Raw genomic sequence first — 25,395 nt, forward strand, 5'->3', positions numbered from 1 at the left:
TCCGCTGTCCAGACGGCGGACCTGTGCCATCGATCCTCAGCTGCGGTCGATGATCCGCACGATGCGACCGTCCTCAAAAGCGAACTCGCTGCGTCCCTGCAGGGCCAGTTCCGTGCCCGCACTGGGACCATCGGGAATGTCCTGCGCGAACACGCCACGCCAGCCGATGCTGGCCAGCGCCATGCCATCCTCGAAGGTCAACTCGAGCAACCGCTGCTCGCGCTCGCGGAACAACGGCGCCGATTGCCGTGCCAGTTCGCCGAAGGCATCGATGCCTTCGGTGACCATCGTCAGCTGGCTGCCGCTGTGGTTCTCGAATCGCACGTTATGCGCCAGCACCGCCAGCATGGCGTCGATGTCGAAGCGGTTGTAGGCCTGCAGGTAGTGCTCGATCAGGTGGCGGCAGTGCGATTCGTCCATGGCGGCGTCCAGTCAGGGCCTGCGCCGAGTCTCCCGCGACCGTGCCGCCGGATCAAGGTCGCGCGGCGGCTTTCAACAACTGCGCGGCCACCTGGTCGAACGGGGCGATGTCCTGCAGTGCGCGGCACATCGCCACCGCACCTTCCACGCTGGCAATCACCAGACTGGCCAGCCCACCTGCGGCGGCCGGATCGTGTCCGTCGGCGACGAACGCTGCGGCCAGATGGCCCTGCCAGCGCGCGAATACCTCTGCAGCTGCCGCGCGCGGCTGGCTGTGCACCGCGTCAACCGGCTCCTCCACCGCAGCGGCCAACACCGGGCAGCCGGCGCGGAAATCCGTGCGCAGCAGGCGCTCGCGCCACATCGTCAGGAACTGCTGTAGGCCCTGCACCGCCCCGCCCTTCAGCAGCTCCACCAGCAACGCTTCGACCTTGTCGCCGGCCATGTGGGTGGCACGCGCCAACAGCTCCTGCTTGCCGCCCGGAAAGTGGTGATAGGTGGAGCCCAGCGGTGCCTCGGCCAGCTTGGTCACCTCACGGATGCTGGTGGCATTGAGACCCACGCGCGCCAGCATCTGTGCCGCAGCATCAATCACGCGTTGTGGCGCATCAGAGGGGCGCGGGCTCACGGCAGGCTCCTTGCCAGGACAGTCGTCATAAATTAGCGTATCGGCGATTCTATAACAGTCGTCATAACCATGAATCTCTGGTTCCGCCTGCTCCACCTGCTGCTGTGCAGCCTGTTCCGGCCGAAGCTGGAGGCGCCGTTCGGGGTCTCGCGGCTGCAGTTCCGGGTACTGCCCAACGACCTGGACAGCAACCTGCACATGACCAACGGCCGCTACTGGAACATCTTCGATCTGGGCCGGCTGGACCTGATCCTGCGCATGGGCCTGGGCCGGGTGGCGCTGCGCGAGAAGTGGGCACCGATCGTCGGCGCCGGCACCATCCAGTTCCGCCGCGAACTCAAGCCATTCCAGCGCTTCACCCTGGAAACGCGACTGGTCGGCTGGGTCGGTTCGCGCGGCATCATGGAGCAGCGCGTGCTGATCGGTACCGAGCAGAAGATCGCCACCCGTGCACTGCTGGTCACCGGCATCTACGACCGTCGCGCGCGGCAGTTCCTGGGCATGCCGAAGATGATGGAAGCGATCGGCGTGGTCGCCCCGCCGTCGCCGCCGCTCAGTGCGGCCGCCGAGGCGCTGCTGGCTGCCGATGCGGCGTTGAAACAGGACGACGCCTGAGACGCGTCAGCCCACCTTCGGCATGTTCTTGGTCACGCAATGGATGCCGCCACCGCCACCGGCGATGGCATCGATATCCACCTGCTCGATCACGCGGCCGGGATACATGTCTTCCAGTAGTTCGCGGCAGAATCCATCGGCTTCGTCGTCTCCGAACTGCGGCACGACCACTGCGCCGTTGATCGGCAGGTAGTTGATGTAGCCCATCGCCAGATCGTCGTTGTCGCGCGTATGCACGTTGTCGCGCCCGTCCTGCGGCGGCGGCAGCGTATGCACCTGCAGGCGACGGCCATCGGCATCGGTGGCCCCGCGCAGGATCCGCAGATGCTCGCGGGTCAGGTCGTAATCGTAGGACTCCGGATCGTTGTCCAGATTGGCGATCACCACGCCCGGGCGTACGAAGCGCGCATAGAAGTCCACGTGCGCATCGGTGATGTCCTTGCCGGCGATGCCGGGCAGCCAGATCACCTTGCGCAGGCCCAGGTGATGCTTCAGCTCGGCCTCGATATCCGCGCGCGACCAGTCCGGATTGCGGTTGCGGTTGACCCAGCAGCTTTCGGTGAGGATGGCCGTGCCATGGCCATCGACTTCGATGCCACCGCCCTCGCCCACCAGATCGCTTTCCAGCAGCGTCGCGCCGGTCACCTGCGCCAGCCACGGCGCCACCGCGCCATCGTTGCGCGCGCTCTGCTTGCCGCCCCAGCCATTGAAGTTGAAGTCGACCAGGCCCAGCCCGCCCTGGCCATCGGTGACGAAGCACCCACCATAGTCGCGCACCCAGATGTCATCCAGCGGCACCTCGAGGAACTCGATGTTGTCGCGGCCACAGCGATCCTGCGCCTGCTTCAACTGCGCCGGGCGGCACAGCACGCTGACCGGCTGGTGGCGCGCGATGGTACTGGCCAACCGCGCCACGGCGGTGTTCACCGCATCGGCTTGCGCGCCCCACACCCGCGGCTGCGCGGCGAAGGCAAGGAACACGCGTTCCTGTGGGCCGTGCTCGTCCGGCATGCGCCAAGTCCCCGCACCTGGCCCTGCTGCAGCCACGCGACCCGGCAGCCCGGCCAGGCCCAGAGCAGCCAGGCCGCCAAGGCCGGCGGCGCCCGCCAGCTGGGTGAGGAAGTGACGACGGTTGCTCATGACAGGCTCCATGGCCGGTGTGGGATGGGCGCTATGCTGCGCTTGCCGACACATAAGAACAAACGATAGATTCAGCCATCAATTGAACAGTTTTATTTATCTGAAATGCTCAAGCACTGGCCACCACTGAACGCACTACGGGGTTTCGAGGCTGCGGCCCGGCTGGGCAGTTTCCACCGTGCGGCGGAGGAACTGCACCTGACCCAGTCGGCCATCAGCCAGCAGATCCGGGGTCTGGAAGCGTCGCTGCAGCAGCCGTTGTTCTTCCGGCAGGGCCGCAGCGTCACCCTCACCGATGCCGGCATCGACCTGCTGGAAACAACGCAGGCGCTGCTGCGGCAGCTGGCCAGCGGCATCCGCCGGCTCGATCAGTACCGCAAGCCCAATCAACTGATCGTCAACGCCAGCCCGGCCTTTGCTCGGCATTGGCTGGTGCCACGCCTGGCCAGCTTTCACCGGCTGCATCCCGACGCCGATCTGTGGCTGCTGACCAGCGAGGAAGCGCCGGACATGACCACGCAGACGCTGGACGTGGCGGTACGTGATGACCTCGACTCACAGGCGCAGTGCCAGCATCGCGTGCTGCTGCGGGATCGTCTCTATCCAGCCTGCCATCCGGCCCTGCTCGCCACACCGGCGCACGAACGCCTCACCCTGCATGGCGAGCGCGAGATGGACTGGAGCCAATGGCAGGTACAGGGTGGCGCCGATGTCGGCCAGCGTCGCGAGGGAATGAATTTCTCCGAGCCCGGGCAGTTGCTGGATGCCGCGTGCCAAGGGCTGGGTATCGCCTTGGTCAGCGAGCTGCTGGCAGCCCGAGCCTGCGAACAAGGCCTGCTGCAACCATTGGATGATGCACGCGTGCGCGGCCCACGCTGGAGTTGGCTGGTACATGAGGAGAGTGCAGCCGATCCGCTGGTGATCAGTTTCTGCGAGTGGTTGTTGGCAAGCCTGCTCGGCGGAGCTACTTCTGCTGCAGCGCGCGCTTGACCGCCGCCTCGGCCAACGGCGCCATCACCGCATAGCCCTTCGCCGTAGGATGCACGCCGTCCTCCGCCAACTGCGGGTCCAGTCCGCCGATCGCATTGGCCATCGGCGTGTAGTAGTCCAGATAGACCAGCTGCTGCGCATCGGCATAGCGCTTCAATGCCGTGTTCAATGCACGCACCTTCGGCGCTGGCGCTGTTCCAGGCAGCCACGGGTAATCGCTGACCGGCAGCACCGATGCCAGCACCACGGCGATGCCATGTGCACGCGCCAGGTCCACCATCGCGTGCAGGTTGTCCTCGATCATCGCCTGCGTGGACGGGCCGGTGTTGCCGGCAATGTCGTTGGTGCCGGCCAGGATCACCACCACCTGTGGCTTCAGTGCCAGCACGTCCTGCGGGAAGCGCACCAGCATCTGCGCCGTGGTCTGGCCACTGATGCCACGGTTGAGCCAGCCCTTGCCGGGGAAGAATCCAGCGCTGCCTTCCGCACCCCAGCCTTCGGTGATCGAGTCGCCGAAGAACACCACGCGCGGCTGGCCCGGCACGGCCTCAGGCAGTTGCGCGTTGGCATCACGATAGCGCTGCAGCTCCGGAAAATCGGCCAGGCGCTGCTGCATGAAACGAACCTCGTCGGGGCGCAACTGGTCGATGGGCGTCTGCAGCAGCGGGTTGACTGCGACGGCCTCAACGGCGCCCAGCGGAGAAGCCAACGCGAGGCCCAACGCCACGACAGTGGCAGTGGCAAGCTCAACAGGTCCACGCATGCGGGTACTCCTGAAATCATCTTCAGCAGTCTAACGCCCCACCCTGTGCTCAGCGTGCAGCCGTACGCGCCGCCACACCCGTGACTTTCGCCGGCATCCACATACCCGGCGTCCAGCCGCTGGCGGCCAGGATCGCCTTCGGGTTGTCCTGCTGGATCAGCGCACGCACCGCGTCACGCTTGTTCTTGGCCTGCAGGTAATAGGCCTTGGCAATGCGGTATCCCACCCAGTACCCGAGGTCATAGGGCTCCTGCGAACCGGGCTTGTAGTTGTACAGCCACGGCGACAGATCGTTGCTGTCCAGATCCAGCGCGAATGCGCTTTCGATATGCACTTCCCGACCACGGGTCCAGGCCGCATGGCGCCCGTTGCCGACGTTGCCGGAAATCAGTTCGGCGATGAACTCAGCAATGCCCTCGCCCAACGAAACACGCAGCACCGTCGCATGCGGGTCGCCCGGCTCGAAGTCGGTCAGGCCGGTCTGCTGGATGTGCACGTACTCGTGCGCGATCACATGCACGAAGCGGTCCTGCACATTGGGATTCATGAAATCGGCTGCGCACAGCGCTTCTAGGCCGATGATCACGCCGCTTTTCGAGGTCAACCCTACCGGACGACCACGGCCGACGGCGATGGTCACCGGCGGAAACGCAGCCTGCGGATAGATGGCCTGCAGGTTGGAAAACACCTGCGTCAGACGTTGTTTCACCGCCGGCAGTTCGGCCAGGCAGCTTCGCCCCTGCACATACAGCTCCGGCTGGCTGGCGATGGACTCGGCAATGCGCTCGGGGGTGACCCGGCGCGCCTTGGCCAGCTCGGCCAGGCCCGCCGAACCCTCGGCCATGTAGCCACGCAACTGCGCAACGCTGGGTTTGCCACCTGCGTTGTCGTACAGCGCGTAGAAGCGGCTGACATCGTCAGTGACAATCTGCGGCCCGGCCGGTGCCGCCGCCGTGGCCATGCCAACCACCCCGGCACAGGCCAGGGCCAACAGGCCGCGCAGGATCATGGACATCGCTCCGTCCTTGGTGGGGTGCATGCGAAGCGCGCAATCTATCACTCCGGCCCGGCCGCCGCAGCAAGCAGATGCGGGCACCCCGGCGCTGTGCCAGACTCGCGTTGGCACCTGCCACGGAAGATAGAGCACCCCGCGATGATGATCGTTCCCGCCTACTGGGCCGAAGCCCGCCTGCAGGCCCGTTTCCGTGGCCGGCCGGTGGTGGTGCGCCGCTTCGGCTGGTCCGACGAAGGCCCTGCCGAGGCGCAGGTGCACGCGGACCGCCGCGCCAATGAAGCCCTCAATGCCATCCTCGCCGGACAGGTGCTGCCGCGTCGCGAAGTGCGCAGCAACTACGGCGTGGAAGGCGTGCCGATCCGCGAGCAGATCGTGCAGCGCGACGGCGACGTCGTCATCACCCGCAACAGCTATGGCGCACTGTGCCTCAACAGCCCGGACGTACTGTTCGCCGACATCGACCATGCGCAGCCGCCAGCCGGCTGCGTGATGCCGGCCATCGTTGCGGCGGTCGTGCTGCTTGCCGGCGCCGTCACCGGCACACTGCTGTGGCATTGGCTGGTGGGACTGGTGCTGGGCGTGGCGGCGGTGGTTCTGGTCAATGCGGCATTGCTGATGCGCCGCAGGCAGCGGCTGGCCGCCGCCGGGGGCGCCGAGGGGTTGGCGCTGCGACGCGTGGAAGCCTTCAGCGAACAACACCCCCACTGGCATCTGCGCGCCTACCGGACGCCTGCGGGACTGCGCGTACTGGCGATGCATGCCACGTTCTCCCCGGAGGACGAGCAGCTGCAGGCATTCTTCAAGGCACTGGGCACCGATACCCTGTACGCGCGCATGTGCCGGCTGCAGCATTGCTTCCGTGCGCGACTGACACCGAAGCCGTGGCGCGTCGGCCTGAAGTACCGCATCCGGCCGCCAGTGGCCGCGTGGTCATCCGAACAGGCCAACAATCCGGATCGATTGGCCTGGATTGCCGAGTACGAAAAGAAGAGCGCCGGCTTCGCAGCCTGCGCTTATCTACGCAGTTTCGGTGATACCACCCGGGTGCATGCCAAGGCCGAGCACGTGCGCGACCTGCATGACGGGTTTTCCCACGCGCAGGACCGCCTACCGCTGGCGTGAGGGCGGGTGCTCAGTCAGCGCTCTGCACGAACGGCTGCCCTGCCAGGGTAGTGCCCAGCCGCACCGCGATCTGTTGACCGTCCTTTTCGAAGGTCGTCGCACACTGCTTTCCGTCCTTCTGGCATCCGACTTCCGGAAAGCCCTCCAGCGACTCCGGCGCGCCCTGCGCAGGTTTCGCCTGCCAGCCTGCGGCATCCAGCAGGCGCTTGGCCTTGGCGTAAGGCATGCCGGCGATGATGCCCAATTGCGTCAGCTCAGCGGGAAACGACTGAGCATATGCCGTTGAAACCAGGGCCAACGACAACGTTGCAGCAAGGAGAATGGCTTTCATTGCACCGACCTGGAACGAGCGATCAGGTTCAGCCTAGACCATTTGCGTGGCACGCGAATGTGCCGGTAACACGTCGTTACCGAGTCTCCACAGTTGATTGCAGAGCACGTGCGGCTGGTTACAGCCGAGCGTGGGCTCGGCGCTACAGCAGGATGCAGGAAGGCCACCCAGAGGTGGCCTTCCTGTTCCTTCACTTGGCGTTCTTCACGTAGGTGTCGAACCAGTTCAGCATCTCCGACACCAGCTGCTCGTTGGACTCCAGCGCGGTGTACCAGTGCGGTTCGTTCGGCAGCATCACCAGGCGGGTGGTACCGCCGTTGCCACGAATGGCCTGGTACAGCTTGCGCGACTGGAACGGTTCGGTGCCCGGGTTGGCATCGTCCTCACCGTGCACCAGCAGCAGCGGCAGCTTGATCTTGTCGGCATAGAAGAACGGCGAGGCCTTCAGGTACACGTCCTGCGCCTGCCATACCGAGCGACGTTCGTTCTGGAAGCCGAACGGGGTAAAGGTCTTGTTGTACGAACCGCTGGTCGCCACGCCGGCCTTGAACAGCTTGGTATGCGCGATCAGGTTGGCGGTCATCAGGCCACCGTGGCTGTGACCGGTCACGCCGATGCGGTTGCGGTCGACCACGCCCATGTCCACGGCCTTGTCCACCGCCGCCTTGGCGTCGGCTTCCAGCTGCTCCAGATAAGTGTCGTAGGCGTTCTTCGGGTCACCCACGATCGGGAACGAGGCGTTGTCGATGATCGCGTAGCCGGCCAGCAGCATCAGGCGGTACGGCTGCAGGCGGGTGAAGGTCTGCTGCGAACCGGACACCTGGCCGGCCTGCGCGGCATTGGCGAAGTCGGCCGGGTACGCATACAGGATCGCCGGCACGCGCTGGCCTTCCTTGTAGCCCGGCGGCGTGTACAGGGTGAACGACAGGTCCACGCCATCGGCACGCTTGTAGGTCACCAGCTGCTTCTTGATCTGGCGCACTTCCGGGGTCGGGTCGACCAGCTTGGTCAGCGCGGTCGCGGTGGACGCGAACTGCGCCTCGCCGGTCTTCGCATCAGCCACTGCCTCACCCTGCTGGCGGATGAAGGCATTCGGCGGATCGATCACCGACTGGTGCCAGGTCAGGTAGCGCCCCGGCGTGCTGCTGAAACCGAGGAACTGTTCGTAGGCGTCGGCACTGCTGCGGAACAGGCGCTCGCTCTTCAGGGTGCCCAGGTCCAGGCGGTCCAGGAACGGACGGTCGCCCTGCGGCGACGCGCCACGGCCGCTGAGGAACACATGGTTGCCCTCACGGCGCACCACCTGCGCGCCATTCGGCAAGCGGGTAAAGACCAGGTTGCCGGGGTTGGCGTACAGCTCGTCGCTGGACATGTCCCACAGCAGGCGGCCTTCCTTCTTCGGCTGGTCCACATCGACGATGCGGGTCTGCATCCAGTGGCGGTTCTCGTCGTTCTCGTACTGGAACGCCACGGCCGGATCGGCGGTCCACGCGAAGCCCTCAAATCGCTGCGCGGTACGGGTGATTTCGGTCGGCTTGCCGTTGAACGGGGCCTTCAGCATCAGCACGCGGTCGCGGTGCGGCACGTTGACCTTCCAGTCGCCCTTGTCCAGTGCCTCGGCATAGACCAGGGTGGCCGGATCGGTGGCACGCCAGTCGAAGCCACGCGGGCCTTCCGGCACGCCATGCACCGGTACGCGGTCGGCCAGCGGCAGGCTGGCAATCGGCGTGGATTTGCCGCTGGCGATGTCCAGCACGGCCACGTCGTTGGCGAAGCGCTGGTAGGTCACCGCATGCGAGTATGGCGCCTTGATCGATTCGGTCAGCACGTGCACGCCATCGGGTGCGGCGCTGACTTCGTTGAACAGCGCCGGCTGCCCGACCGGACGCACGCTGTTGGCGGCGGTATCGACCACGGCCAGCTGCGAGGCACCGTAATAAGCGAACAGCTTCTCGTCATGCACGCTGGTCAGCGTGTCGCGGGCCTCGTAGGTGCTGCTCTCGCCACTGCTGCCCAGCGACTCCTGTGCATCCGGGCCGGTCGGTACGCCGCCGTTGGAAGGTGCCGGGCCCTGGTTAACCGGTACCAGTTTCACCAGCAGGTTCTGGCTGCCGCCCAGCCACTGCACGGTGTAGCCGAAGATCGGGTTCAGCTGCACATTCGGCACCTGCTTCACCTGCCCGGTGGCCGCATCGCCAACCCACAGCTGCACGCTGGTATCGACCGCATTCTGGAAGGCGAAATGGCTGCCATCGGCCGACCACAGCGCGCCGGTGGCGCAGCCCTGCGGCAGGTTGACCTTGGTTTCCTTGCCGCTGCCGATGTCGACCAGGGTGAAGTCGGCCACGCAGGCCGGAATGCCGTAGCCGCCGGGGGTGTCATGCCGACTGCGGTTCTTCGGCTCCAGGCGCACGCCGGCCAGCTTCAGGTACGGCTGGGCGACGCGGCTGATCGACGGATAGGTCTGCGCGGTGGTCAGCAGCAGGCGCTGGCCGCCCGGGGCCACGTTCGGCGCCGGCGGCGGCGGTGCCTTCAGCACCTTGAGCAGGTGTTCCGGCGGCTTCGCGTAATCGGCAAGCGCCGGGCCAGCGGCCAGCAGGCCGACGGTGGCAACGGCAACGGCCGCTGCCAGAGAGGTTCGACGGATCAGCATCCTTATCCCCTGGGGTGTGAATGGGTACCCGGAATCGGGCATGGCCCCGAATCTAGCACCGCAGGAGTTGTCGTGAATGGGCCGGAAGGGCTAGTGGCCGGATGGGGCAAAGTGCATCTCCGGGAGGTGCCGGGGAGCTGCCGGCACCTGCTTGGCATGGCCTGCCACTACTGCTGGGCGTGCAGGTCCCAGGCGGTGAGATAGTCCGGGTCGACCACGATCATGCCGCTGTTGCTCATCCGGTACTCTCCCGGCTGGGCCGGCAGGTACTGGTCAAGCATCGGCGGCAGGTAACGCTCGTGGCCATCATTCTCGTCGGCCAGCACCACGCCTTCATCGGCACTGATGCGCAGCACCGTTCCCGCATACTGCTCCAGTCCCTGCACCTGACCGTCGCCGCCGTAGCGGGTCACCCCGACCAGCACCAGTTTTCCGATCATTTCCTCGACCTTGGCATCGTCCAGGGCCGGCAGCATTCGTTCGTATTGGTCGCTCATCGGTGCACCTCCAAAGCCTGCAGGATCATCATGGACAAGCCAGCCTCCGCGCTGCGAAGGCCATCGGGCAACGCAGAGGACAATCTGGCGGGCGTATGTCTATTGCAGGGCCGGCAAGAGCATGCCGGGACCGCATCGGGTGAACAGTGGCAGATGCTGTGGGTGGCGGCCATCCGTGCCGGCAAAGTGGCCGTATCAGACCAGGGTCAACACCACGCGTTGCATTGCATGCAGGGTAAAGCGTGACAGCTGCGCAGTTGTTGCATGACGGCCTCCTGTTGAAGGTCACACGCGAAGTTGATGCTCCATGGACCCGATGCTGACATCGCGCGCGGAATGGTCAAGTGAAGAATGCGCACCCGTTCACCTTTTTGTAACGCATTGGGGTGCCTCGATTACGCTTAACCTCTGCTTCATCCGGCTGGCCCTAGGGTCAGCCTTCAATCTGCAAGGAACGCACATGCCCCGGTACGCATTCATACGACCGTGGACGCTCGCACTTTCAGCGACCACGCTCTGCGCCTGCGCACATGCCGCCGACCGCACGCCGACTTCTCAAGGAACCGACACCATGGCCCCCGCCGTATCCGAGACCACTTCGCCCTCACCGCTCAATGCCGAGCAGTTGCTGCTGCGCCTGCTGGACCTGATCAAGGTCACGACCTCCACCCGCGAGCTCACCGCCGAGCGCCTGTCCGCGGCAATGCAGGCGCCCGCGCAGGTCTTCGGCCCCGGCCACTTCGGCTATGGCGGCACGCTGACACCGGAATGGGGCTATGGACTGGAAGTGCAGCGGGCCGGCACTGCCGACGCGCGGCTGGACCTGAACTTCATGGACACCAGCAGCGATCGCAAGGCCTCGGCTGCGGCGATCTGCCAGGTCGACTTCAACCACTTCGCTTCCGCACTGGATGCCGCCGGCTTCAAGCGCGAGACGGTGCGCGGCGAACACGGCCGGGTGATCTACGACCGCTTCGATCGACCGCAGCTGAGCATCAAGGTCGACACCATGCCCGAGAACCCTCACGCCCTCGGCGACGCCACGCATGCCTGCGTGCGTCTTGTCACCGTGCAGTAGGGGGAGCCATCAATGACGATCCTTTCCGCAGAAACGGAACGCCTGCTGGGCGAATTCGCTGGCAAGACCGACGTCACCAGCGACCAGGTCGACAACCTGCGCAGCGTCATCGCGGGCTCGCCCGTGCTGGCAAAGCAGGTGGACGCCGCCATCGCGGCAGGCTACCTGGAACGCTTCGAACTGTTGCCCGCCACAAGCAACGCGGGTGGTACCTACGAGACCGGCACGAAATCCATCAACCTGCCCGCCAGCAGCTTGTCGACCCCGGCGGCGCCGGATCGGTTCGACGCGGCCGAGGTCACCTTTGTGCTCGGTCACGAGATCCAGCACGGTTTCAACGATGCTGATGTCGAGCGCGCCTACGTGCAGTTCGAAGCCGACGTGGAGCAGATCGCGGGCCGTACAACGAGCCATGATTACACCGGGGCCATCGGCACCCTGCTCGCGGCCAACCGCCGCGATGAGGCTTCTTCGAACATCGCAGGCTGGAATGCGCTGGTCAGCCAGGTACGTGCCAACAACCCGGACGCCACCCTGCGCGACCTGTATGAAGCCAGCACCCGCTCGACAGATGTCATCCAGTCGCGACCCGGCCCGCCGATCACCTATGCCCCGCACCCGGAGCTGACCCTCAATGCGGACCTGACCATCTCCCCCACCGCAGCCAACATCGAGGGAATGGCCAGGCACTATTACGATCAGGGCGTCAGCACCGGCCTGGGCCATCATGGGAATTCGGACTACCAGAATTTCTACGGCGCCCTGGCGATCGGACTGGCCAGCGAATTCGAGGCCGCGAATCCAGCGCCCGATGGCGTCAGCCGGATGGAAGTGAACATGAAGAAGCTGGGCCTGGACGAGCGCCTGCTGGAGCAGAACGGGCTCAACCTCGGCGAGGGCTCGCCCCCGCGCCAGCCCTACTTCGATACCAGTACCTCGCCGTCGACGCTGCGTTACTTCGACCACACTGAGGGCACGCATACGCATGTGCCGATCACCACACAGCATGCGGTGGAGGGCGATGGCTTACCGACGCTGCTTGCGGAAGGCCGTGACCGTTCGCTGCACGAGCAGATCCGCGGCAAGGTAGCTGAGCTGGATGCTGCCAACGGACGCAGTTTCGATGCGTCCAGCGAGCGCCTGAGTGCCAGCCTGCTGGTGCTGGCCCGCGAAAACGGCCTGGACCGGGTCGACCATGTGGTGCTCAGCCGCCAGACCGAGGGTGCGGGCGCGGCGCAGAACATCTTTGTGGTGAAGGGGCCGCTGGATGATCCGGCCTCGCTGCGCGCCTCATCACCCACTGCCGAGGCCGCCCAGCGTCCGGTGCAGGACAGCCTGGATACGCTTGCCGTGGTCAACCAGCGGCAGGCCGATCAGGCCACGCAGGAACAGGTCCGCGTGCAGGAGCAGCAGCGCGGCGCGCTGACGCACTGACGGGGAACGACATGGAGCCGCCGGGACGCGCCCGGCGCTCCCTTGGCGGCACCCACGCTAGAATGCGCGCATGCGCACCGTACATGCCCTCCGCTACATCACCCCCTTGCGGGAAGGTGGCTCCCTGCCGGCCGTAGTCGAGACTGACGACGACGGCATGGCCGTGCTGAAGTTCCGTGGCGCCGGCCAGGGCCCGAAGGCCTTGATCGCGGAGCTGATCGCCGGCGAAATGGCGCGCACGCTGGGCCTGCCGATTCCGGAGATCCTGTTCGTGGAGCTGGACCGCGAGTTCGCCCGCACCGAGCCCGACCCGGAGATCCAGGAACTGATACGCGCCAGCGAAGGTTTGAACCTGGGCCTGGACTACCTGCCCGGTGCGATCAACTACGACCCGGCGGCGATGCCGGTGGATGCCGACCTGGCCTCGCGCATCGTCTGGTTCGATGCGTTCACCAGCAATGTCGATCGCACCACGCGCAATCCCAACCTGATGGTGTGGCATCGAAAGCTGTACCTGATCGACCACGGTGCGGCCATGTACTTCCATCACGACTGGGCCAACGCCGGCGATGCCTGCGAGAAGCCGTTCGTGCTGATCCGCGACCATGTGCTGCTGTCGTTCGCCAGCCGCATCGCCGAGGTGGATGCCGAACTGGCCGCGCGCCTGACCGATGCCGAGATCGAGCGCATCGTCGGCTTGGTGCCGGACAGCTGGCTGGTGGACGAACCGGCGTTCGACAGCCCGCAGGCCTACCGGCAGGGTTATATCAACTACCTCAAGCACCGCCTGAAGGTGCGTGCGGTGTTCGTGCAGGAGGCCATCCGTGCCCACGCTGCACACGTATGACTATGCTGTCATCCGCGTGGTACCGCGGGTGGAGCGCGAGGAATTCATCAACGTCGGGGTGATCGTCTCCTGTCCCGGTGCGCGTCATCTGGAAGCGGCCATCGAGATCGATCCGGCACGCCTGCACGCCTTCGCGCCAGCGCTGGACCAGGAGGCGCTGCAGCCATGGCTGGATGCGATCGTGGCGATCTGCCGCGGCGATGCCAGCGCCGGGCCGATCGCGCAGCTGCCGGCGCGCGCGCGCTTCCATTTCCTCACCGCCAAGCGCAGCTCGGTCGTGCAGATGTCGAGCACGCATGTGGGCCGCACGGCGGACCCGGCGGGTGTGGTGGAACACTTGATGACGAAGATGGTGCGGGTGCCGCGCTGACGCGCCCGTCTCTCACTTCCGGGCGCGCGCCCTGTGCCAGGCAATGAGCGCACAGGCTGCTGCAGCGGCAATCAACACCCACCCGGCTGCCGCTTGTCCATGCAGGTAGCCTTGTGCATACGCAGCACTGGCACCTTCGCTGGCCATGGCCGGAACACCCTTGAGTATCACGTGCACTCCACGCAGCAGCAGCACCATGCTGGCGACCAGACACACCACGGGAAGGAGTCGGCTCATGGCCCGATTCTGGTCCGCCACCTGCCCCAGCGTCAACATCGCTGTGGCATAGTCGCTCGGGACTACAGCGGCACTCTTCGCGCGATGTAGTTGACCACATTGCCGATCGCATCCGGATCGACATTGGCCAGCCCAACGATCACATAGCCCTGCGCGGGTAGCACCACGATGGCACTGTTCGATCCGGGCGCACCGCCTTCGTGGCCGTACTGATGCTCCCTGCCCTCGCCCTGCACCACGAAGCCGAACCCGTACCAGCCCTTGTGGTTCTGCGCCGTGGTGGCCTGCTGCAGCAATGCAGGTGAGACCAGCTTTCCGCTGCGCAGCGCCTCGGCGAACTTCACCATGTCGCTCACCGTGCTGTAGCCACCACCGGCTGACATGCCGCGCCAGGGCAGCGACTTCGTTTCACGGACCCATTGCCCATCCTGCTTCGTATAGGCGACGGCACGCTGTGGCACCGTCACTGTTTCCGGTTCGAAGCCGGTGCCGGTCATGCCTGCCGGGCGCAGGACATGTTGCTCCACATAGGCGTAGTACGACTGCCCGGAGACGGCCTCGATGATCCGCCCAAGCACGATGAAGCCATAGTTCGAGTAGCTGTCCTGGCTGCCGGGCGTGAACTGCGGTGCATCCTTGGCAAAGCGCTGCACATAGTCATCCAGCGTCTTCAGCGACGCGGAATACTGCTCGAAATCGTCGCCGAAGAAATCACCCAGGCCACTGGTATGGGTCAGCAGCTGGCGAACCGTCACGCTGTTGGCAACGGCCTTGTTCGGATAGTCCGGCAGGTGCTTGCCGATCGTGTCATCGAGACTGAGTTTGCCCTCCTGCACCCGCTGCAGTATGGCCACTGCGGTGAACATCTTGTTGGAGGACGCAAGGCGGAACTGCGTATCCACGCCCACTGGAATGCCAGCGGTGCGATCGGCATTGCCACCGCGCCAGTCCAGCAGCACCTTGCCGTTCCGTGCCACCTGCAACGCACCCGACAGCGCGTCCTGGGCCCGCAGCGCCTCCAGCCTTGCTGTGGCATCGGCCATCAGGGCAGGCAAAGCAACCCTCTCCGGCTTGAACTTGTCCGGCGTTTCAGTGCCTTCGATCTGGAACTGCTTCAGGTGCGCCGGATTGTCCGGGTCCATGCTGGCCGTCACCCACATCGCGCGCTCGTTCAGCTGGCCCATCACCAGCACCTTCGCGTGACCGGGCGCGCTCTGGCGTGTTTCCAGCACACGCAGCGGGCCGGTGCTCTCGCGGAACTCGAGATAGTCCTTGGGGCTGCTGCCTTCCTTCTTCGCGTAGGTATCGGCGAACGCCTGCAGTTGCTCGAGGCTGCCAGCGTTGAAGGCCGCCAGCCAGTCATCGATGGCGTCCTGCGCACGTGGATGTGCACGCTCGGAAGATGTGGCGCCGATTGCTGGAAAAACCGGGGTAACCAGTAGAACCGAACAGGCCAGTGCACTGCAGAGAAACAGGCGTCCAACAACCCTCATGGCAGTTCCTTTGCGGGGATTCCTGGACGCATCCTAGGCCAAGGATGCGGCCGCCGCATCGACACCAGGGACTCTGCCGCAACACCTCAACGGTGACGCTGAATGCATCGATGCGCTGCCATCCACTCCGCGTGCGTGGTGGAATGCGCACAGCCCCGGATGCAACGTGAGTGCGAGATCCTTCGCAGTTGATGGAAACCCTGCTACCCGATGGCCCCGCTATCGCCTTGCCATCGTCTGTTCGCTGAATCGCGCCACGCAGAAGTCCAGGAAGCTGCGCAGCTTGGGCGTCAGCTGGCGATCGCGCGGATACACCAGGTTGATCCAGGTCGACACCGGTACGTAGTCCGGCAGCACTTCCACCAGCTCACCACGCGCCAATGCTCCGGCCAGCATTTCGTGCGGTTGCAGGATCAGCCCCAGCCCTCCGATGGCGGCGGTCAGCAGCGGCTCGGCCTGGTTGACCATGAAGCGGCTGGACACCGGCACGGTCAGCACGCCGCCATCGGTATCGCGAAAGCTCCAGCGGGTGCGAATGATCGAATGCGCGAAGCCCAGGCACTCGTGGCGGCTCAGGTCATTGGGATGGGCAATGGCCGGGCGCGAAGCCAGATAGTCCGGCGAGGCACACAGGACCAGCGGATACGGCCCCAACCGCCGCGCCACCAGCCCACTGTCGGCCAGATCGCCAGTGCGGAACACCAGGTCGTAGCCGTCTTCAACGATGTCCACCAGACTGTTGGACAGGTTCAGATCGACCTGCACGTCCGGGTACTGCTGCAAGTAGGCCACCACCGCGGGGCCCAGCGCGTGCACGCCGAAGGTGACCGGCGCACTGATGCGCAGGCGCCCCATCGGCCGCCCGCGCGCCACTTCGGCCAGCTGCTCGGCCCCCTCCACTTCCTCCAGGATCACCCGCGCCCGCGCGAGGTAGGCCTGGCCGAAGTCGGTCAGGCTCTGCTTGCGCGTGGTGCGGTTGAGCAGGCGCACACCCAGATGCTGCTCCAGCGCCTGGATGTGCTTGCCGACCAGCTGCGGCGACAGGTCCAGTGCCTCGGCAGCGGCGGCGAAGGAGCCGACCTCGGCCACCTTGGCGAAGGTCCGCAGGGGAACGATCAGGTCCATTGCAAACAATTGTTTTTCAATGAAACGCCAGATTACCCCTTATTCTGGATGCAGACTACGCGCACAGTAGCGCTCACCCTTTCGCCGGCGCCCTCGCCGGCCCTTCCTCGGAGCCCCCCATGAGCCAGGTTGTCCGCATCCACGAATATGGCACTGCCGATGTACTGCGCATCGACGATATCGACGTTCCCGCCCCCGCCCCTGACGAAGTCCAGATCCGGGTGAAGGCGATCGGCCTGAACCGCGCCGAGGTGATGTTCCGTAACGGCGCCTACCTGCAGGAAGCGCAGTTCCCCAGCCGCCTGGGCTACGAAGCGGCCGGCGTGGTTGAAGCCGTCGGCAGTGCAGTGAGCGGATTCACCGCGGGCGATGCGGTCAGCGTGGTGCCGCCGCTGGATATCGCGCGCTGGGGCACCTACGGCGAACTGGCCAACGTGCCGGCACGACTGGTGGTCAAGCATCCGCAGGCACTGGACTTTGAAACGGCCGCCGCGGTGTGGATGCAGTACGTCACCGCCTGGGGGGCGCTGTTGGAGCAGGCGCACTTGTCCGCCGGGGATTTCGTCATCATCACCGCCGCCAGCAGCAGCGTCGGCCTGGCCGCCATCCAGATCGCCAATGCAGTCGGCGCCACGCCGATCGCTGTGACCCGTGGCCCGGGCAAGCGCCAGGCCCTGCTCGACGCCGGTGCCGCCCATGTCATCGCCACCCAAGAGCAGGATCTGGTGGCCGAAGTGGCGCACATCACCGGCGGCGCAGGTGCCCGCGTGGTGTTCGATCCGATCGGTGGCCCACAGTTCGTGCCGCTGACCGAAGCGATGGCGCGTGGCGGCATCCTGCTGGAATACGGCGCGCTGAGCAGCGAACCCACGCCGTTCCCGTTGTTCAACGTGCTGGGCAAGTCGCTGACGTTGAAAGGCTACCTGTACTCGGAGATCGTTTCCGACGATGCCGCGCTGGCCCGCGCGAAGGCATTCATCGTGGATGGCCTGGACAAGGGCACCCTGGCACCGAAGATCGCCAGGGTGTTCCCGTTCGCGCAGATCCAGGACGCACACCGTTACCTGGAATCGAACGAGCAGATCGGCAAGGTGGTGGTGACGGTGTGATCCAGCGTCATGTAATGGGGGTGGATCACCGCCCCCGTTGCGGTTACCTGGGCAACGCAAACGCCATCACGTAATCGCCGTTCGGGGTTTCCATGAAATGGTGGCCGCCGGCCATGATCACCACGTACTGGCGCCCGCCCTGCTCGTACACCATCGGATTGGCTTGGCCCCCCGCGGGCAGCTTGGCATGCCACAACTCCTTGCCGGTCCTCAGTTCGATGGCGCGCAGCAGGTCATCGGTGGCGGCAGCGATGAAGATCAGGCCGCTGGCGGTCACCACCGAACCGCCATTGTTCGGTGTGCCGATCTCGATCGGCAGGCCAGAGCGGATGCCGAACGGTCCATTGCCACGCGCACTGCCGAACGGACGGTCCCACAGCAGCTTGCCGGTGCGCAGGTCGATGGCACGGATGCCGCCATAGGGCGGCTGCTTGCACAGCAAACCGGTGAACGGCAGGCGCCAACCGGCATTGACCTGGATGGCATAAGGCGTGCCCACCTGCGGGTCACCCGCGCCTTCTGCTCCGCCCTTGTCGAACCGGATCTTTTCGCGCGGCAGCCAGCCCAGCCGGTCGGCCTCCGCGCGTGTCACCAGCCGGTTGTAGTTCGGCATGTCGTTGTAGTTGGCCACGATCACGCCGCGGCGCGTATCGATGGATACGCTGCCCCAGTCCGAGCCGCCGTTGTAGCCGGGGTACTCGATGGAATGGCGCTCGCTGCTCGGCGGCGTGTAGAACCCTTCGTAGTACGCCTTGCGGAACTGGATGCGGCAGACCAGCTGGTCAATCGGGGTGATGCCCCACATGTCACGCTCGGTCAGGTCATGTTCGCGGCGCAGCGTGTGGTACAGCGAAAACAGCTGGGTGGGGGAACGCTGCTCGGGTTCGACGCCGCCCACCGGCACCTTGCGCTCTTCGGCCGCGGTCAGAAGCTGGCCGTTGCGGCGGTCGAGGATGTACATGTCGCCCTGTTTGGTCGGCAGCAGGATCGCCGGCACTTTGCCGGCAGCGGTCGGGTAATCGATCAGGCTGGCCTGCGAACCCAGGTCGTAATCCCACACGTCCTTGCGCACCGCCTGGAAATGCCAGACCGGCTTGCCGGTGGCCACGTCGATCGCCACCAGTGACGTCGCATAGCGGTTCTGGGTTTCCGTGCGTGAGCCGCTCCAGTAGTCACCCGCGGAATTGCCCAGCGGCAGGTAGACCAGGCCCAGCGCCTCATCACCGGTGGCGGTGGTCCACATGTTGGGCGTGCCGCGCGTATAGGTCTGCTCGCGCGGCGGCAGACCGCTGCGCTCGGGCTGGTCCATGTCCCACGCCCAGCGCAGCTTGCCGGTAATGGCATCGTAGGCCTGGATCACGCCCGACGGCGCATCGCGGCGCTGCCCGTCCAGCACCTGGTGACCGGTCACGATCACGCCACGCACGATGGCCGGTGGCGAGGTGATCGACACGTAACCCGGTGGCACCTCGCCCATGCCCAGGGTGATGTCGACCTGGCCGTTGTTGCCGAAGTTGGCGCAGGGATGGCCGCTGTCCGCGTCCACCGCGATGATGCGACCGTCCAGCGTGCCTTCAATGATGCGCGCCCAGCACGCCGGTCGACTGCCCGGTGCAGCACTGCGGGTGACACTGGGCGGCGGCTCCGGCAGGGCCAGATCGGCAGCGACATCGGCCAATGCCGCGTCGGCAAGGGTCGGCGTGCTGGGCTGCTCGTAGTAGCTCACCCCACGGCAGGCGGCGGTGTACGGAATCGAGGCGTCCTTCACCTTGGGATCGAACCGCCACAGTTCCTTGCCGCTGGCGGCATCGAGTGCGATCAGGCGGTTGCGCGCGGTGCACAGGTAAAGGCGATCGCCGATCTTCAGCGGCGTGGTTTCCGCGCCCCAGCGCTTCTTGGGCATATCGCCGGTACGGAACTGCCAGGCTGGCTGCAACGAGGCCACATTGGCCGGGGTGATCTGCTGCAGCGGCGAATAGCGGGTGGCGGCATTGCTGCGGCCCCACGCCGGCCAGTCGCCCTCGGCGGGCTGGTCAGCCGGCTGCAGGCCCGTGGTATCACGCGTAGGTTCCAGTCCGGCGCTGACCGCGCCTTCCGGGAACGGCTGATGCCCATCCACTTCACCATGCGGCGCAAAGGCCAGACCGAAGGCGGCCACGAACACCAGCATCAGCACACCCGCCGCGCTGCGCGACAGGCGTTTGGAGACCGGCTCGTGCAGGGTGGGCGCCAGCAAGGCCAGCACGATGCCGAGTGCGGTCACCAGGCCCAGCCGGGGCACCCAGCGCCAGTAGTCGCTGCCTGACTCCCACCAGGTCCACAGCAGCGTGCCGATGAACACCAGCGCGTACAGCAATGCACCGCTGCGGCGGTTGCCGAACAACAGGATGCCGCTGGCCAGCAGGCCGAGCCCGGCGATGGCGTAGTACGCCGAGCCGCCAAGGCTGAGCAGCCACGCACCGAGCCCGCCGATGACCAGGCCGAGCACGACCAGCAGCAGCGACAGCACGGTGACAAGGGGGTGCCGGGAGGCGCGAACAGGGGCAGGAGCGGACTGCGGCGTGGCGGACATCGTCGATCTCCGGGGGCAGCATGCGCCGTTATCCCACCGCCTGCGTGAAGCGCGCGCGTATGTGCGGCATCCGGATACGACGACGCCGGCACAGGGCCGGCGTCGTCGGGTACCTCAGGCTCGCGGCAGGATCACTCCTGCGCGGCGTCCTCGCTGCTGGCAGCAGCCGGTGCGCCGTCGGTCGCGGCCGGTGCGGCGACGGCCACCTCGTCCTCGTCTTCGTCGATCGAGGCATCCATGCGCTCCACCGCCTGCAGCTTCTCGTCCTTGGACAGGCGGATCAGGGTCACGCCCTGGGTGTTGCGGCCAACGCGGCTGATTTCCGAGCCACGCGTACGCACCAGGGTGCCACCATCGGAGATCAGCAGCACTTCGTCGCTGGAGCCCATCAGCACCGCGGCGACCAGCTTGCCGTTGCGCTCGGTGGTCTGGATGCCGATCACGCCCTGCGTGCCACGGCCCTTGCGCGGGTAGTCGGGCAGCGGGGTGCGCTTGCCGTAGCCGTTCTCGGTGGCGGTGAGGATGTACTGCACGCTGGCGTCATCGGCGCCGTCGATCACCGCATCGCCATTGGCGACGGCTTCCTCGACACCGTTGTCGTCCTCGTTCTCATCCTCGCTGCCACCGGCACTCTCGGCCACGATCAGGCTGACCACTTCCTCGCCGGCCGGCATCTTGATGCCACGCACGCCGGTTGCGGTACGGCCCATCGAGCGGACCTTGTCTTCACCGAAGCGCACGGTCTTGCCGTTGGAGGCGAACAGCAGGATGTCGCGCTCGCCGTCGGTCAGGCCGACGCCAACCAGAGCATCGCCCTCGTCCAGATTGATTGCGATCTTGCCGCGCGCCAGACGGAAGGCGAACTCGCCCAGCGGGGTCTTCTTGACCGTACCGTTCTTGGTGGCGAAGAACACGAACTGGCCATCGGCGTATTCGCGCACCGGCAGCACGGCCTGCACGCGTTCGCCCGGCTCCAGCGGGATCCAGTTGATGATCGGACGGCCGCGGGCATTCGAACCGGCTTCGGGCAGCTGGTAGACCGGCAGCCAGAACACCTTGCCCGAGCTGGTGAAGGTCAGCAGCGTATCGTGCGTGTTGACCAGCCAAAGCTGTTCGATGAAATCTTCTTCCTTGGTCGCTGCCGCACTGCGGCCGCGGCCGCCACGGCGCTGTGCGCGGTACACGCTCACCGGCTGCCGCTTCACGTAACCGGCATGCGACACGGTGACCACCACGTCTTCCGGCGCGATCAGGTCGAGGATGTCGAGATCTTCTTCGCTGTGACGGATTTCGGTACGACGCTCGTCGCCGAACTCGGCCTTGACGTTGACCAGTTCCTCGCGGATCACCTGCAGCAGACGGTCGGGATCTTCCAGGATGTGGATCAGCCCGGCGATCACTTCCAGCAGCTGCTTGTACTCGTCGGTCAGGCGGTCCTGCTCCAGCCCGGTCAGGCGGTGCAGGCGCATTTCCAGGATCTGGGTGGCCTGGATCTCGGTCAGCTGGTAGCCGCCCTCGATCAGGCCCACGCCCTTGGGCAGGTCTTCCGGGCGCGAGGCTTCGGCGCCGGCGGCACCCAGCATCGCACCGACCAGGCCCGGCTCCCACACGCGGGCCAGCATGCGCTCGCGTGCTTCGTTCGGGTTCGGCGAGGTCTTGATCAGTTCGATCATCTCGTCGATGTTGGCCAGCGCGACGGTCAGGCCTTCCAGCACGTGGGCACGGGCGCGCGCCTTGCGCAGCTCGAACACCGTACGGCGGGTGACCACTTCGCGACGGTGGCGGACGAACGCCTCCAGCATCTGCTTGAGGTTCATCAACTGCGGGCGGCCATCGACCAGCGCCACCATGTTGATGCCGAACACCGATTCCATCTGCGTCTGCTGGTACAGGTTGTTCAGCACAACCTCGGCAGATTCACCGCGCTTGATCTCGATGTAGATGCGCATACCGTCCTTGTCGGACTCATCGCGCAGCTCGCTGATGCCTTCGATCTTCTTTTCCTTGACCAGCTCGGCGATCTTCTCGATCAGACGCGCCTTGTTCACCTGGTAAGGAATTTCGGTGACGATGATCGATTCGCGGCCGTTGTCGGCCACTTCGATATCGGCCTTGGCACGGATGCGCACGCGGCCACGGCCGGTGCGGTAGCCGGCGACGATGCCGGCGGTGCCGTTGATGATGCCGGCGGTCGGGAAATCCGGGCCCGGGATGTACTCCATCAGGCCGTCGACGTCGATTTCCGGGTTGTCGATCAGCGCGATGCAGGCGTTGATCGATTCGCTCAGGTTGTGCGGCGGGATGTTGGTCGCCATGCCCACCGCGATACCGGCCGAACCGTTGACCAGCAGGTTCGGGAACCGGGTCGGCATGACCGTCGGCTCCAGTTCCTTTTCGTCGTAGTTGGGCTGGAAATCGACGGTTTCCTTGTCGATGTCCGCCATCAGCTCATGCGCCAGGCGCGACATGCGCGCTTCGGTGTATCGCATTGCCGCGGCGGAGTCGCCATCGATGGAGCCGAAGTTACCCTGGCCATCAACCAGCATGTAACGCAGCGAGAACGGCTGTGCCAGGCGCACCAGCGTGTCGTACACCGACTGATCGCCATGCGGGTGGTACTTACCGATGACGTCACCGACGATACGCGCCGACTTGAAGTAGGGCTTGTTGCTGTGCGCGTTGAGTTCATTCATCGCGAACAGCACGCGGCGATGCACCGGCTTGAGGCCGTCGCGCGCATCCGGGAGCGCGCGGCCCACGATCACGCTCATGGCGTAATCGAGGTAGCTCTTGCGCATCTCGTCTTCCAGGTTGACCTGGATGATTTCCTTGGCGGTTTCTGCCATTCGGGTTCCGTTGTCTGGTAGCGGTCCAGTCCGGCGCAGCCCCCTGCGGGAGGGGGTCGTGCCGGAACCTCGATTCAACCTGCGGATATTACCACAACAGGCCGTTTTCCGCCTCCCTTTACGGGTATTTTACCTGCACAAATCAGGAACTTAGGGGGTTGCCGACCCGCGGCCGGCACCACCGGGGGCGGAGGTCACGCGGCCCCTCCCCCGCGCGTCAGCCGCCGAAGGCGGCGCGCATGTTCTCCGGGGTCGGGTTCAGGATCACGCCGCGCTCGGTCACGATGGCATCGATCAGCTCGCCCGGGGTGACGTCGAACACCGGGTTCCAGGCGGCGATGCCTTCGGCCACGGTGCGGGTACCGCCCACGCCGTACAGCTCGCCCGGGTCGCGCTGCTCGATCTCGATCTGGCTGCCATCCACGGTCTCCATGTCCACGGTCGAGGACGGCGCCACCACCATGAACTTGACCCCGTGGTGGCGCGCGGCGATGGCCAGCTGATAGGTGCCGATCTTGTTGGCGGTATCGCCGTTGGCACAGATGCGGTCGGCGCCGACGATCACCCACTGCACGGCGCCGGTCTTCATCAGGTGCGAGGCTGCCGAATCGGCGATCAGGGTGGCGTCGATGCCATCCTGCTGCAGTTCCCACACGGTCAGGCGTGCGCCCTGCAGCCACGGACGGGTCTCGCCGGCGAACACGCGGGCGATGCGGTGCTGGGCCATGCCGGCACGGATCACGCCCAGTGCCGTGCCGAAGCCGGCGGTGGCCAGCGAGCCGGTGTTGCAGTGGGTCAGCACGCCGCTGCCGGCCTCGATCAGGCCCGCGCCCAGCGCGCCCATGTGGCGGTTGGCGGCCAGGTCTTCTTCGGCAATGGCCTGCGCTTCGGCTTCCAGCAGGGCCTTCCAGTCGGCGCCGGCGATGTTCAGGCAGCGACGCATGCGCGCCAGCGCCCAGGCCAGATTGACGGCGGTCGGGCGCGATGCGTTCAGGCGCTGCAGCGCCGGCTCCAACTGCTGAAGCGCATGCGCGCCATCAGCGGCCTGCACGTCCCGCGCCGCCAGCACCACACCCCAGGCTGCGGCAATGCCGATCGCCGGCGCGCCACGCACGGTCAGCGCGTGGATGGCGCTGGCAACGTCGTCACTGTCATGGCAGACCACGTGCTCGACCACGAACGGCAGCTTGCGCTGGTCCAGCAGTTGCAGGGCATCTCCGGTCCAGAGGATCGGGCGGATGTGGTCATAACGGGCGTAGTCGATGTCGGAGGCAGTGTTCATGGGCCCATTGTAGGGCCACGCCCCGCGTGGTTGGAGCCTGCCCGGGCTCAATTCACCGAGAATTCGGCGCGGCAGCCGCCGTCCACCCAGATCCCGTTGCGGTTCCAGCCCCAGGTGTTGCCTTCCTCGCACGGTGTGCTGGACAACTGCTCGGTAACGACCGCGCCGACCGAAATGCTCGCCCCACAGAAGCGGCGCTTCTTCGACTTCGACTCGCAGGTCAGGCGGCGTGGCACGTCGACAAAACGGCCGTCCTCGTCAGCCACTTCGAAATCGCCCTGGCAACCGCGGCTGGTCCAGACTTCATTGCGCTTGTAGCCCCAGCCCTGCCCTTCGCGGCACGGCAGCACCGACAGCTGGCGCAGCAGGCGCACCGGCGCCCCGTCCAGGCGCACCGGGCAACTCTGCGGGCGGCCATTGGATTCGCAGCGCACCACACGGCGGACCAGGCGCTTGCCTTCCGTTGCCGCAGGCGCTGCACCTTCCGCACGACGCGCACGGAACTCTGCGCGGCAGCCAAGGGTGACCCACACGCCACTGCGGTCGGTGCCCCATTCGCTGCCACGGATGCAACTGTTGCTGGACAACTGGCGCACAAGGTCGATGCCATTGCTGACGTCGATATCGCAATGCACCCAGCCCATGTCGCGCGATTCGCAGGTCACCACTTCGCCGTCATAGCCCGCCTGCTGGGCCGACGCCGATGACGGCAGCCAGGCACCCCAGAGCGCGATGGAGTACACCGGTGCAGCGACAACCGCAAACCACTTGACCAAAGCCTTCCCCAGCAGGAATGGATGAACTGCGTGCCAGTGTCCGGCATCTGCC

The 25,395-nt window shown here is 65.9% G+C and carries 24 protein-coding genes; 9 read left to right on the top strand and 15 right to left on the bottom strand.

Annotated elements, in window-relative coordinates:
* Positions 1–36: 36 nt before the first annotated feature.
* Both ACX9OT_RS09070 and ACX9OT_RS09075 read right to left on the bottom strand, forming a co-directional pair.
* Positions 37–420 carry a nuclear transport factor 2 family protein gene (locus tag ACX9OT_RS09070; protein WP_032127707.1) on the bottom strand — a complete coding sequence of 128 codons (384 nt, stop codon included), beginning with the start codon at positions 418–420 and terminating at the stop codon, positions 37–39.
* A gap of 52 nt (positions 421–472) precedes the next feature.
* Positions 473–1,048, bottom strand: coding sequence for a TetR/AcrR family transcriptional regulator (locus ACX9OT_RS09075; protein ID WP_049422101.1), 576 nt, complete (start codon positions 1,046–1,048; stop codon positions 473–475).
* 69 nt (positions 1,049–1,117) lie between these two features.
* Here ACX9OT_RS09075 and ACX9OT_RS09080 point away from each other — a divergent pair, with 69 nt between their 5' ends.
* Positions 1,118–1,663 (top strand): thioesterase family protein, encoded by a 546-nt coding sequence (locus tag ACX9OT_RS09080; RefSeq protein WP_032127705.1) that lies wholly within the window; start codon positions 1,118–1,120, stop codon positions 1,661–1,663.
* A gap of 6 nt (positions 1,664–1,669) precedes the next feature.
* Here ACX9OT_RS09080 and ACX9OT_RS09085 read toward each other — a convergent pair whose 3' ends face one another.
* Positions 1,670–2,803 carry an agmatine deiminase family protein gene (locus ACX9OT_RS09085; protein ID WP_459001764.1) on the bottom strand — a complete coding sequence of 378 codons (1,134 nt, stop codon included), beginning with the start codon at positions 2,801–2,803 and terminating at the stop codon, positions 1,670–1,672.
* Positions 2,804–2,908: 105 nt separating this feature from the next.
* On the opposite strand from ACX9OT_RS09085, the gene ACX9OT_RS09090 reads away from it, so the two are divergent.
* The gene (locus ACX9OT_RS09090; protein WP_180845285.1) at positions 2,909–3,793 is read left to right on the top strand and encodes a LysR family transcriptional regulator; all 885 of its coding nucleotides are present in this window, start codon (positions 2,909–2,911) and stop codon (positions 3,791–3,793) included.
* On the opposite strand, the gene ACX9OT_RS09095 is transcribed toward ACX9OT_RS09090, so the two are convergent.
* Together ACX9OT_RS09095 and ACX9OT_RS09100 are read right to left on the bottom strand one after the other, a co-directional pair.
* The gene (locus ACX9OT_RS09095; protein ID WP_197573185.1) at positions 3,768–4,556 is read right to left on the bottom strand and encodes an SGNH/GDSL hydrolase family protein; all 789 of its coding nucleotides are present in this window, start codon (positions 4,554–4,556) and stop codon (positions 3,768–3,770) included. The two genes, ACX9OT_RS09090 and ACX9OT_RS09095, sit on opposite strands and share 26 nt — an antisense overlap.
* Before the next feature lie 49 nt (positions 4,557–4,605).
* Positions 4,606–5,571 (bottom strand): DUF2268 domain-containing putative Zn-dependent protease, encoded by a 966-nt coding sequence (locus ACX9OT_RS09100; RefSeq protein WP_180845287.1) that lies wholly within the window; start codon positions 5,569–5,571, stop codon positions 4,606–4,608.
* A 138-nt stretch (positions 5,572–5,709) separates the two neighbouring features.
* Here ACX9OT_RS09100 and ACX9OT_RS09105 point away from each other — a divergent pair, with 138 nt between their 5' ends.
* Entirely contained in the window at positions 5,710–6,693 is a 984-nt protein-coding gene (locus tag ACX9OT_RS09105) for a hypothetical protein (RefSeq protein ID WP_049400168.1), read from the top strand.
* Positions 6,694–6,703: 10 nt separating this feature from the next.
* Here ACX9OT_RS09105 and ACX9OT_RS09110 read toward each other — a convergent pair whose 3' ends face one another.
* The 3 genes from ACX9OT_RS09110 to ACX9OT_RS09120 form a co-directional block, all read right to left on the bottom strand.
* On the bottom strand, positions 6,704–7,024 hold the full coding sequence (locus ACX9OT_RS09110) for a hypothetical protein (RefSeq protein WP_182266377.1): 321 nt from the start codon (positions 7,022–7,024) through the stop codon (positions 6,704–6,706).
* Positions 7,025–7,214: 190 nt separating this feature from the next.
* Positions 7,215–9,677, bottom strand: a complete 2,463-nt coding sequence (locus ACX9OT_RS09115) for a S9 family peptidase (RefSeq protein WP_459001768.1) — start codon at positions 9,675–9,677, stop codon at positions 7,215–7,217.
* Positions 9,678–9,844: 167 nt separating this feature from the next.
* Positions 9,845–10,174: a hypothetical protein gene (locus tag ACX9OT_RS09120; RefSeq protein WP_006376346.1), complete on the bottom strand. Its 330-nt coding sequence runs from the start codon at positions 10,172–10,174 to the stop codon at positions 9,845–9,847.
* A 30-nt stretch (positions 10,175–10,204) separates the two neighbouring features.
* On the opposite strand from ACX9OT_RS09120, the gene ACX9OT_RS09125 reads away from it, so the two are divergent.
* The 5 genes from ACX9OT_RS09125 to ACX9OT_RS09145 all read left to right on the top strand — a co-directional run bounded on the left by ACX9OT_RS09125 (position 10,205) and on the right by ACX9OT_RS09145 (position 13,903).
* Entirely contained in the window at positions 10,205–10,420 is a 216-nt protein-coding gene (locus ACX9OT_RS09125; RefSeq protein WP_071227482.1) for a hypothetical protein, read from the top strand.
* 325 nt (positions 10,421–10,745) lie between these two features.
* Positions 10,746–11,252 (top strand): hypothetical protein, encoded by a 507-nt coding sequence (locus ACX9OT_RS09130; RefSeq protein ID WP_223224724.1) that lies wholly within the window; start codon positions 10,746–10,748, stop codon positions 11,250–11,252.
* Positions 11,253–11,264: 12 nt separating this feature from the next.
* Positions 11,265–12,686 carry an XVIPCD domain-containing protein gene (locus tag ACX9OT_RS09135; protein WP_459001771.1) on the top strand — a complete coding sequence of 474 codons (1,422 nt, stop codon included), beginning with the start codon at positions 11,265–11,267 and terminating at the stop codon, positions 12,684–12,686.
* 70 nt (positions 12,687–12,756) lie between these two features.
* The gene (locus ACX9OT_RS09140; protein ID WP_049422090.1) at positions 12,757–13,533 is read left to right on the top strand and encodes a HipA family kinase; all 777 of its coding nucleotides are present in this window, start codon (positions 12,757–12,759) and stop codon (positions 13,531–13,533) included.
* Entirely contained in the window at positions 13,511–13,903 is a 393-nt protein-coding gene (locus ACX9OT_RS09145) for a DUF3037 domain-containing protein (RefSeq protein WP_049400180.1), read from the top strand. Before ACX9OT_RS09140 ends, ACX9OT_RS09145 begins: the two co-directional genes overlap by 23 nt.
* A gap of 12 nt (positions 13,904–13,915) precedes the next feature.
* Here ACX9OT_RS09145 and ACX9OT_RS09150 read toward each other — a convergent pair whose 3' ends face one another.
* The 3 genes from ACX9OT_RS09150 to ACX9OT_RS09160 form a co-directional block, all read right to left on the bottom strand.
* On the bottom strand, positions 13,916–14,140 hold the full coding sequence (locus ACX9OT_RS09150) for a hypothetical protein (RefSeq protein WP_125892069.1): 225 nt from the start codon (positions 14,138–14,140) through the stop codon (positions 13,916–13,918).
* A 62-nt stretch (positions 14,141–14,202) separates the two neighbouring features.
* Entirely contained in the window at positions 14,203–15,633 is a 1,431-nt protein-coding gene (locus ACX9OT_RS09155) for a serine hydrolase domain-containing protein (protein ID WP_459001773.1), read from the bottom strand.
* 219 nt (positions 15,634–15,852) lie between these two features.
* On the bottom strand, positions 15,853–16,758 hold the full coding sequence (locus ACX9OT_RS09160) for a LysR family transcriptional regulator (RefSeq protein ID WP_049400186.1): 906 nt from the start codon (positions 16,756–16,758) through the stop codon (positions 15,853–15,855).
* A 119-nt stretch (positions 16,759–16,877) separates the two neighbouring features.
* On the opposite strand from ACX9OT_RS09160, the gene ACX9OT_RS09165 reads away from it, so the two are divergent.
* Positions 16,878–17,867 carry a zinc-dependent alcohol dehydrogenase family protein gene (locus ACX9OT_RS09165; RefSeq protein WP_459001775.1) on the top strand — a complete coding sequence of 330 codons (990 nt, stop codon included), beginning with the start codon at positions 16,878–16,880 and terminating at the stop codon, positions 17,865–17,867.
* A gap of 43 nt (positions 17,868–17,910) precedes the next feature.
* On the opposite strand, the gene ACX9OT_RS09170 is transcribed toward ACX9OT_RS09165, so the two are convergent.
* From ACX9OT_RS09170 to ACX9OT_RS09185, 4 genes are all read right to left on the bottom strand, one after another.
* Positions 17,911–20,439, bottom strand: coding sequence for a membrane-bound PQQ-dependent dehydrogenase, glucose/quinate/shikimate family (locus ACX9OT_RS09170; protein ID WP_459001777.1), 2,529 nt, complete (start codon positions 20,437–20,439; stop codon positions 17,911–17,913).
* Positions 20,440–20,570: 131 nt separating this feature from the next.
* The gene (gene gyrA, locus ACX9OT_RS09175; protein WP_459001779.1) at positions 20,571–23,285 is read right to left on the bottom strand and encodes a DNA gyrase subunit A; all 2,715 of its coding nucleotides are present in this window, start codon (positions 23,283–23,285) and stop codon (positions 20,571–20,573) included.
* A gap of 217 nt (positions 23,286–23,502) precedes the next feature.
* Positions 23,503–24,567 carry an S-methyl-5-thioribose-1-phosphate isomerase gene (gene mtnA / locus ACX9OT_RS09180; protein WP_180845295.1) on the bottom strand — a complete coding sequence of 355 codons (1,065 nt, stop codon included), beginning with the start codon at positions 24,565–24,567 and terminating at the stop codon, positions 23,503–23,505.
* A gap of 47 nt (positions 24,568–24,614) precedes the next feature.
* Entirely contained in the window at positions 24,615–25,343 is a 729-nt protein-coding gene (locus ACX9OT_RS09185) for a DUF3011 domain-containing protein (protein ID WP_032127686.1), read from the bottom strand.
* Positions 25,344–25,395 lie beyond the last annotated feature (52 nt).

It is taken from the genome of Stenotrophomonas genospecies 3 (assembly GCF_054473855.1).

Excerpts from the sequence above, each read along its gene's own strand:
- ACX9OT_RS09070 (WP_032127707.1), bottom strand. The coding sequence starts at position 420 with ATGGACGAATCGCACTGCCGCCACCTGATCGAGCACTACCTGCAGGCC.
- ACX9OT_RS09080 (WP_032127705.1), top strand. The coding sequence starts at position 1,118 with ATGAATCTCTGGTTCCGCCTGCTCCACCTGCTGCTGTGCAGCCTGTTC.
- ACX9OT_RS09085 (WP_459001764.1), bottom strand. The coding sequence starts at position 2,803 with ATGAGCAACCGTCGTCACTTCCTCACCCAGCTGGCGGGCGCCGCCGGC.
- ACX9OT_RS09090 (WP_180845285.1), top strand. The coding sequence starts at position 2,909 with ATGCTCAAGCACTGGCCACCACTGAACGCACTACGGGGTTTCGAGGCT.
- ACX9OT_RS09095 (WP_197573185.1), bottom strand. The coding sequence starts at position 4,556 with ATGCGTGGACCTGTTGAGCTTGCCACTGCCACTGTCGTGGCGTTGGGC.
- ACX9OT_RS09100 (WP_180845287.1), bottom strand. The coding sequence starts at position 5,571 with ATGTCCATGATCCTGCGCGGCCTGTTGGCCCTGGCCTGTGCCGGGGTG.
- ACX9OT_RS09105 (WP_049400168.1), top strand. The coding sequence starts at position 5,710 with ATGATGATCGTTCCCGCCTACTGGGCCGAAGCCCGCCTGCAGGCCCGT.
- ACX9OT_RS09110 (WP_182266377.1), bottom strand. The coding sequence starts at position 7,024 with ATGAAAGCCATTCTCCTTGCTGCAACGTTGTCGTTGGCCCTGGTTTCA.
- ACX9OT_RS09115 (WP_459001768.1), bottom strand. The coding sequence starts at position 9,677 with ATGCTGATCCGTCGAACCTCTCTGGCAGCGGCCGTTGCCGTTGCCACC.
- ACX9OT_RS09120 (WP_006376346.1), bottom strand. The coding sequence starts at position 10,174 with ATGAGCGACCAATACGAACGAATGCTGCCGGCCCTGGACGATGCCAAG.
- ACX9OT_RS09125 (WP_071227482.1), top strand. The coding sequence starts at position 10,205 with ATGGACAAGCCAGCCTCCGCGCTGCGAAGGCCATCGGGCAACGCAGAG.
- ACX9OT_RS09130 (WP_223224724.1), top strand. The coding sequence starts at position 10,746 with ATGGCCCCCGCCGTATCCGAGACCACTTCGCCCTCACCGCTCAATGCC.
- ACX9OT_RS09135 (WP_459001771.1), top strand. The coding sequence starts at position 11,265 with ATGACGATCCTTTCCGCAGAAACGGAACGCCTGCTGGGCGAATTCGCT.
- ACX9OT_RS09140 (WP_049422090.1), top strand. The coding sequence starts at position 12,757 with ATGCGCACCGTACATGCCCTCCGCTACATCACCCCCTTGCGGGAAGGT.
- ACX9OT_RS09150 (WP_125892069.1), bottom strand. The coding sequence starts at position 14,140 with ATGAGCCGACTCCTTCCCGTGGTGTGTCTGGTCGCCAGCATGGTGCTG.
- ACX9OT_RS09155 (WP_459001773.1), bottom strand. The coding sequence starts at position 15,633 with ATGAGGGTTGTTGGACGCCTGTTTCTCTGCAGTGCACTGGCCTGTTCG.
- ACX9OT_RS09160 (WP_049400186.1), bottom strand. The coding sequence starts at position 16,758 with ATGGACCTGATCGTTCCCCTGCGGACCTTCGCCAAGGTGGCCGAGGTC.
- ACX9OT_RS09165 (WP_459001775.1), top strand. The coding sequence starts at position 16,878 with ATGAGCCAGGTTGTCCGCATCCACGAATATGGCACTGCCGATGTACTG.
- ACX9OT_RS09170 (WP_459001777.1), bottom strand. The coding sequence starts at position 20,439 with ATGTCCGCCACGCCGCAGTCCGCTCCTGCCCCTGTTCGCGCCTCCCGG.
- gyrA (WP_459001779.1), bottom strand. The coding sequence starts at position 23,285 with ATGGCAGAAACCGCCAAGGAAATCATCCAGGTCAACCTGGAAGACGAG.
- mtnA (WP_180845295.1), bottom strand. The coding sequence starts at position 24,567 with ATGAACACTGCCTCCGACATCGACTACGCCCGTTATGACCACATCCGC.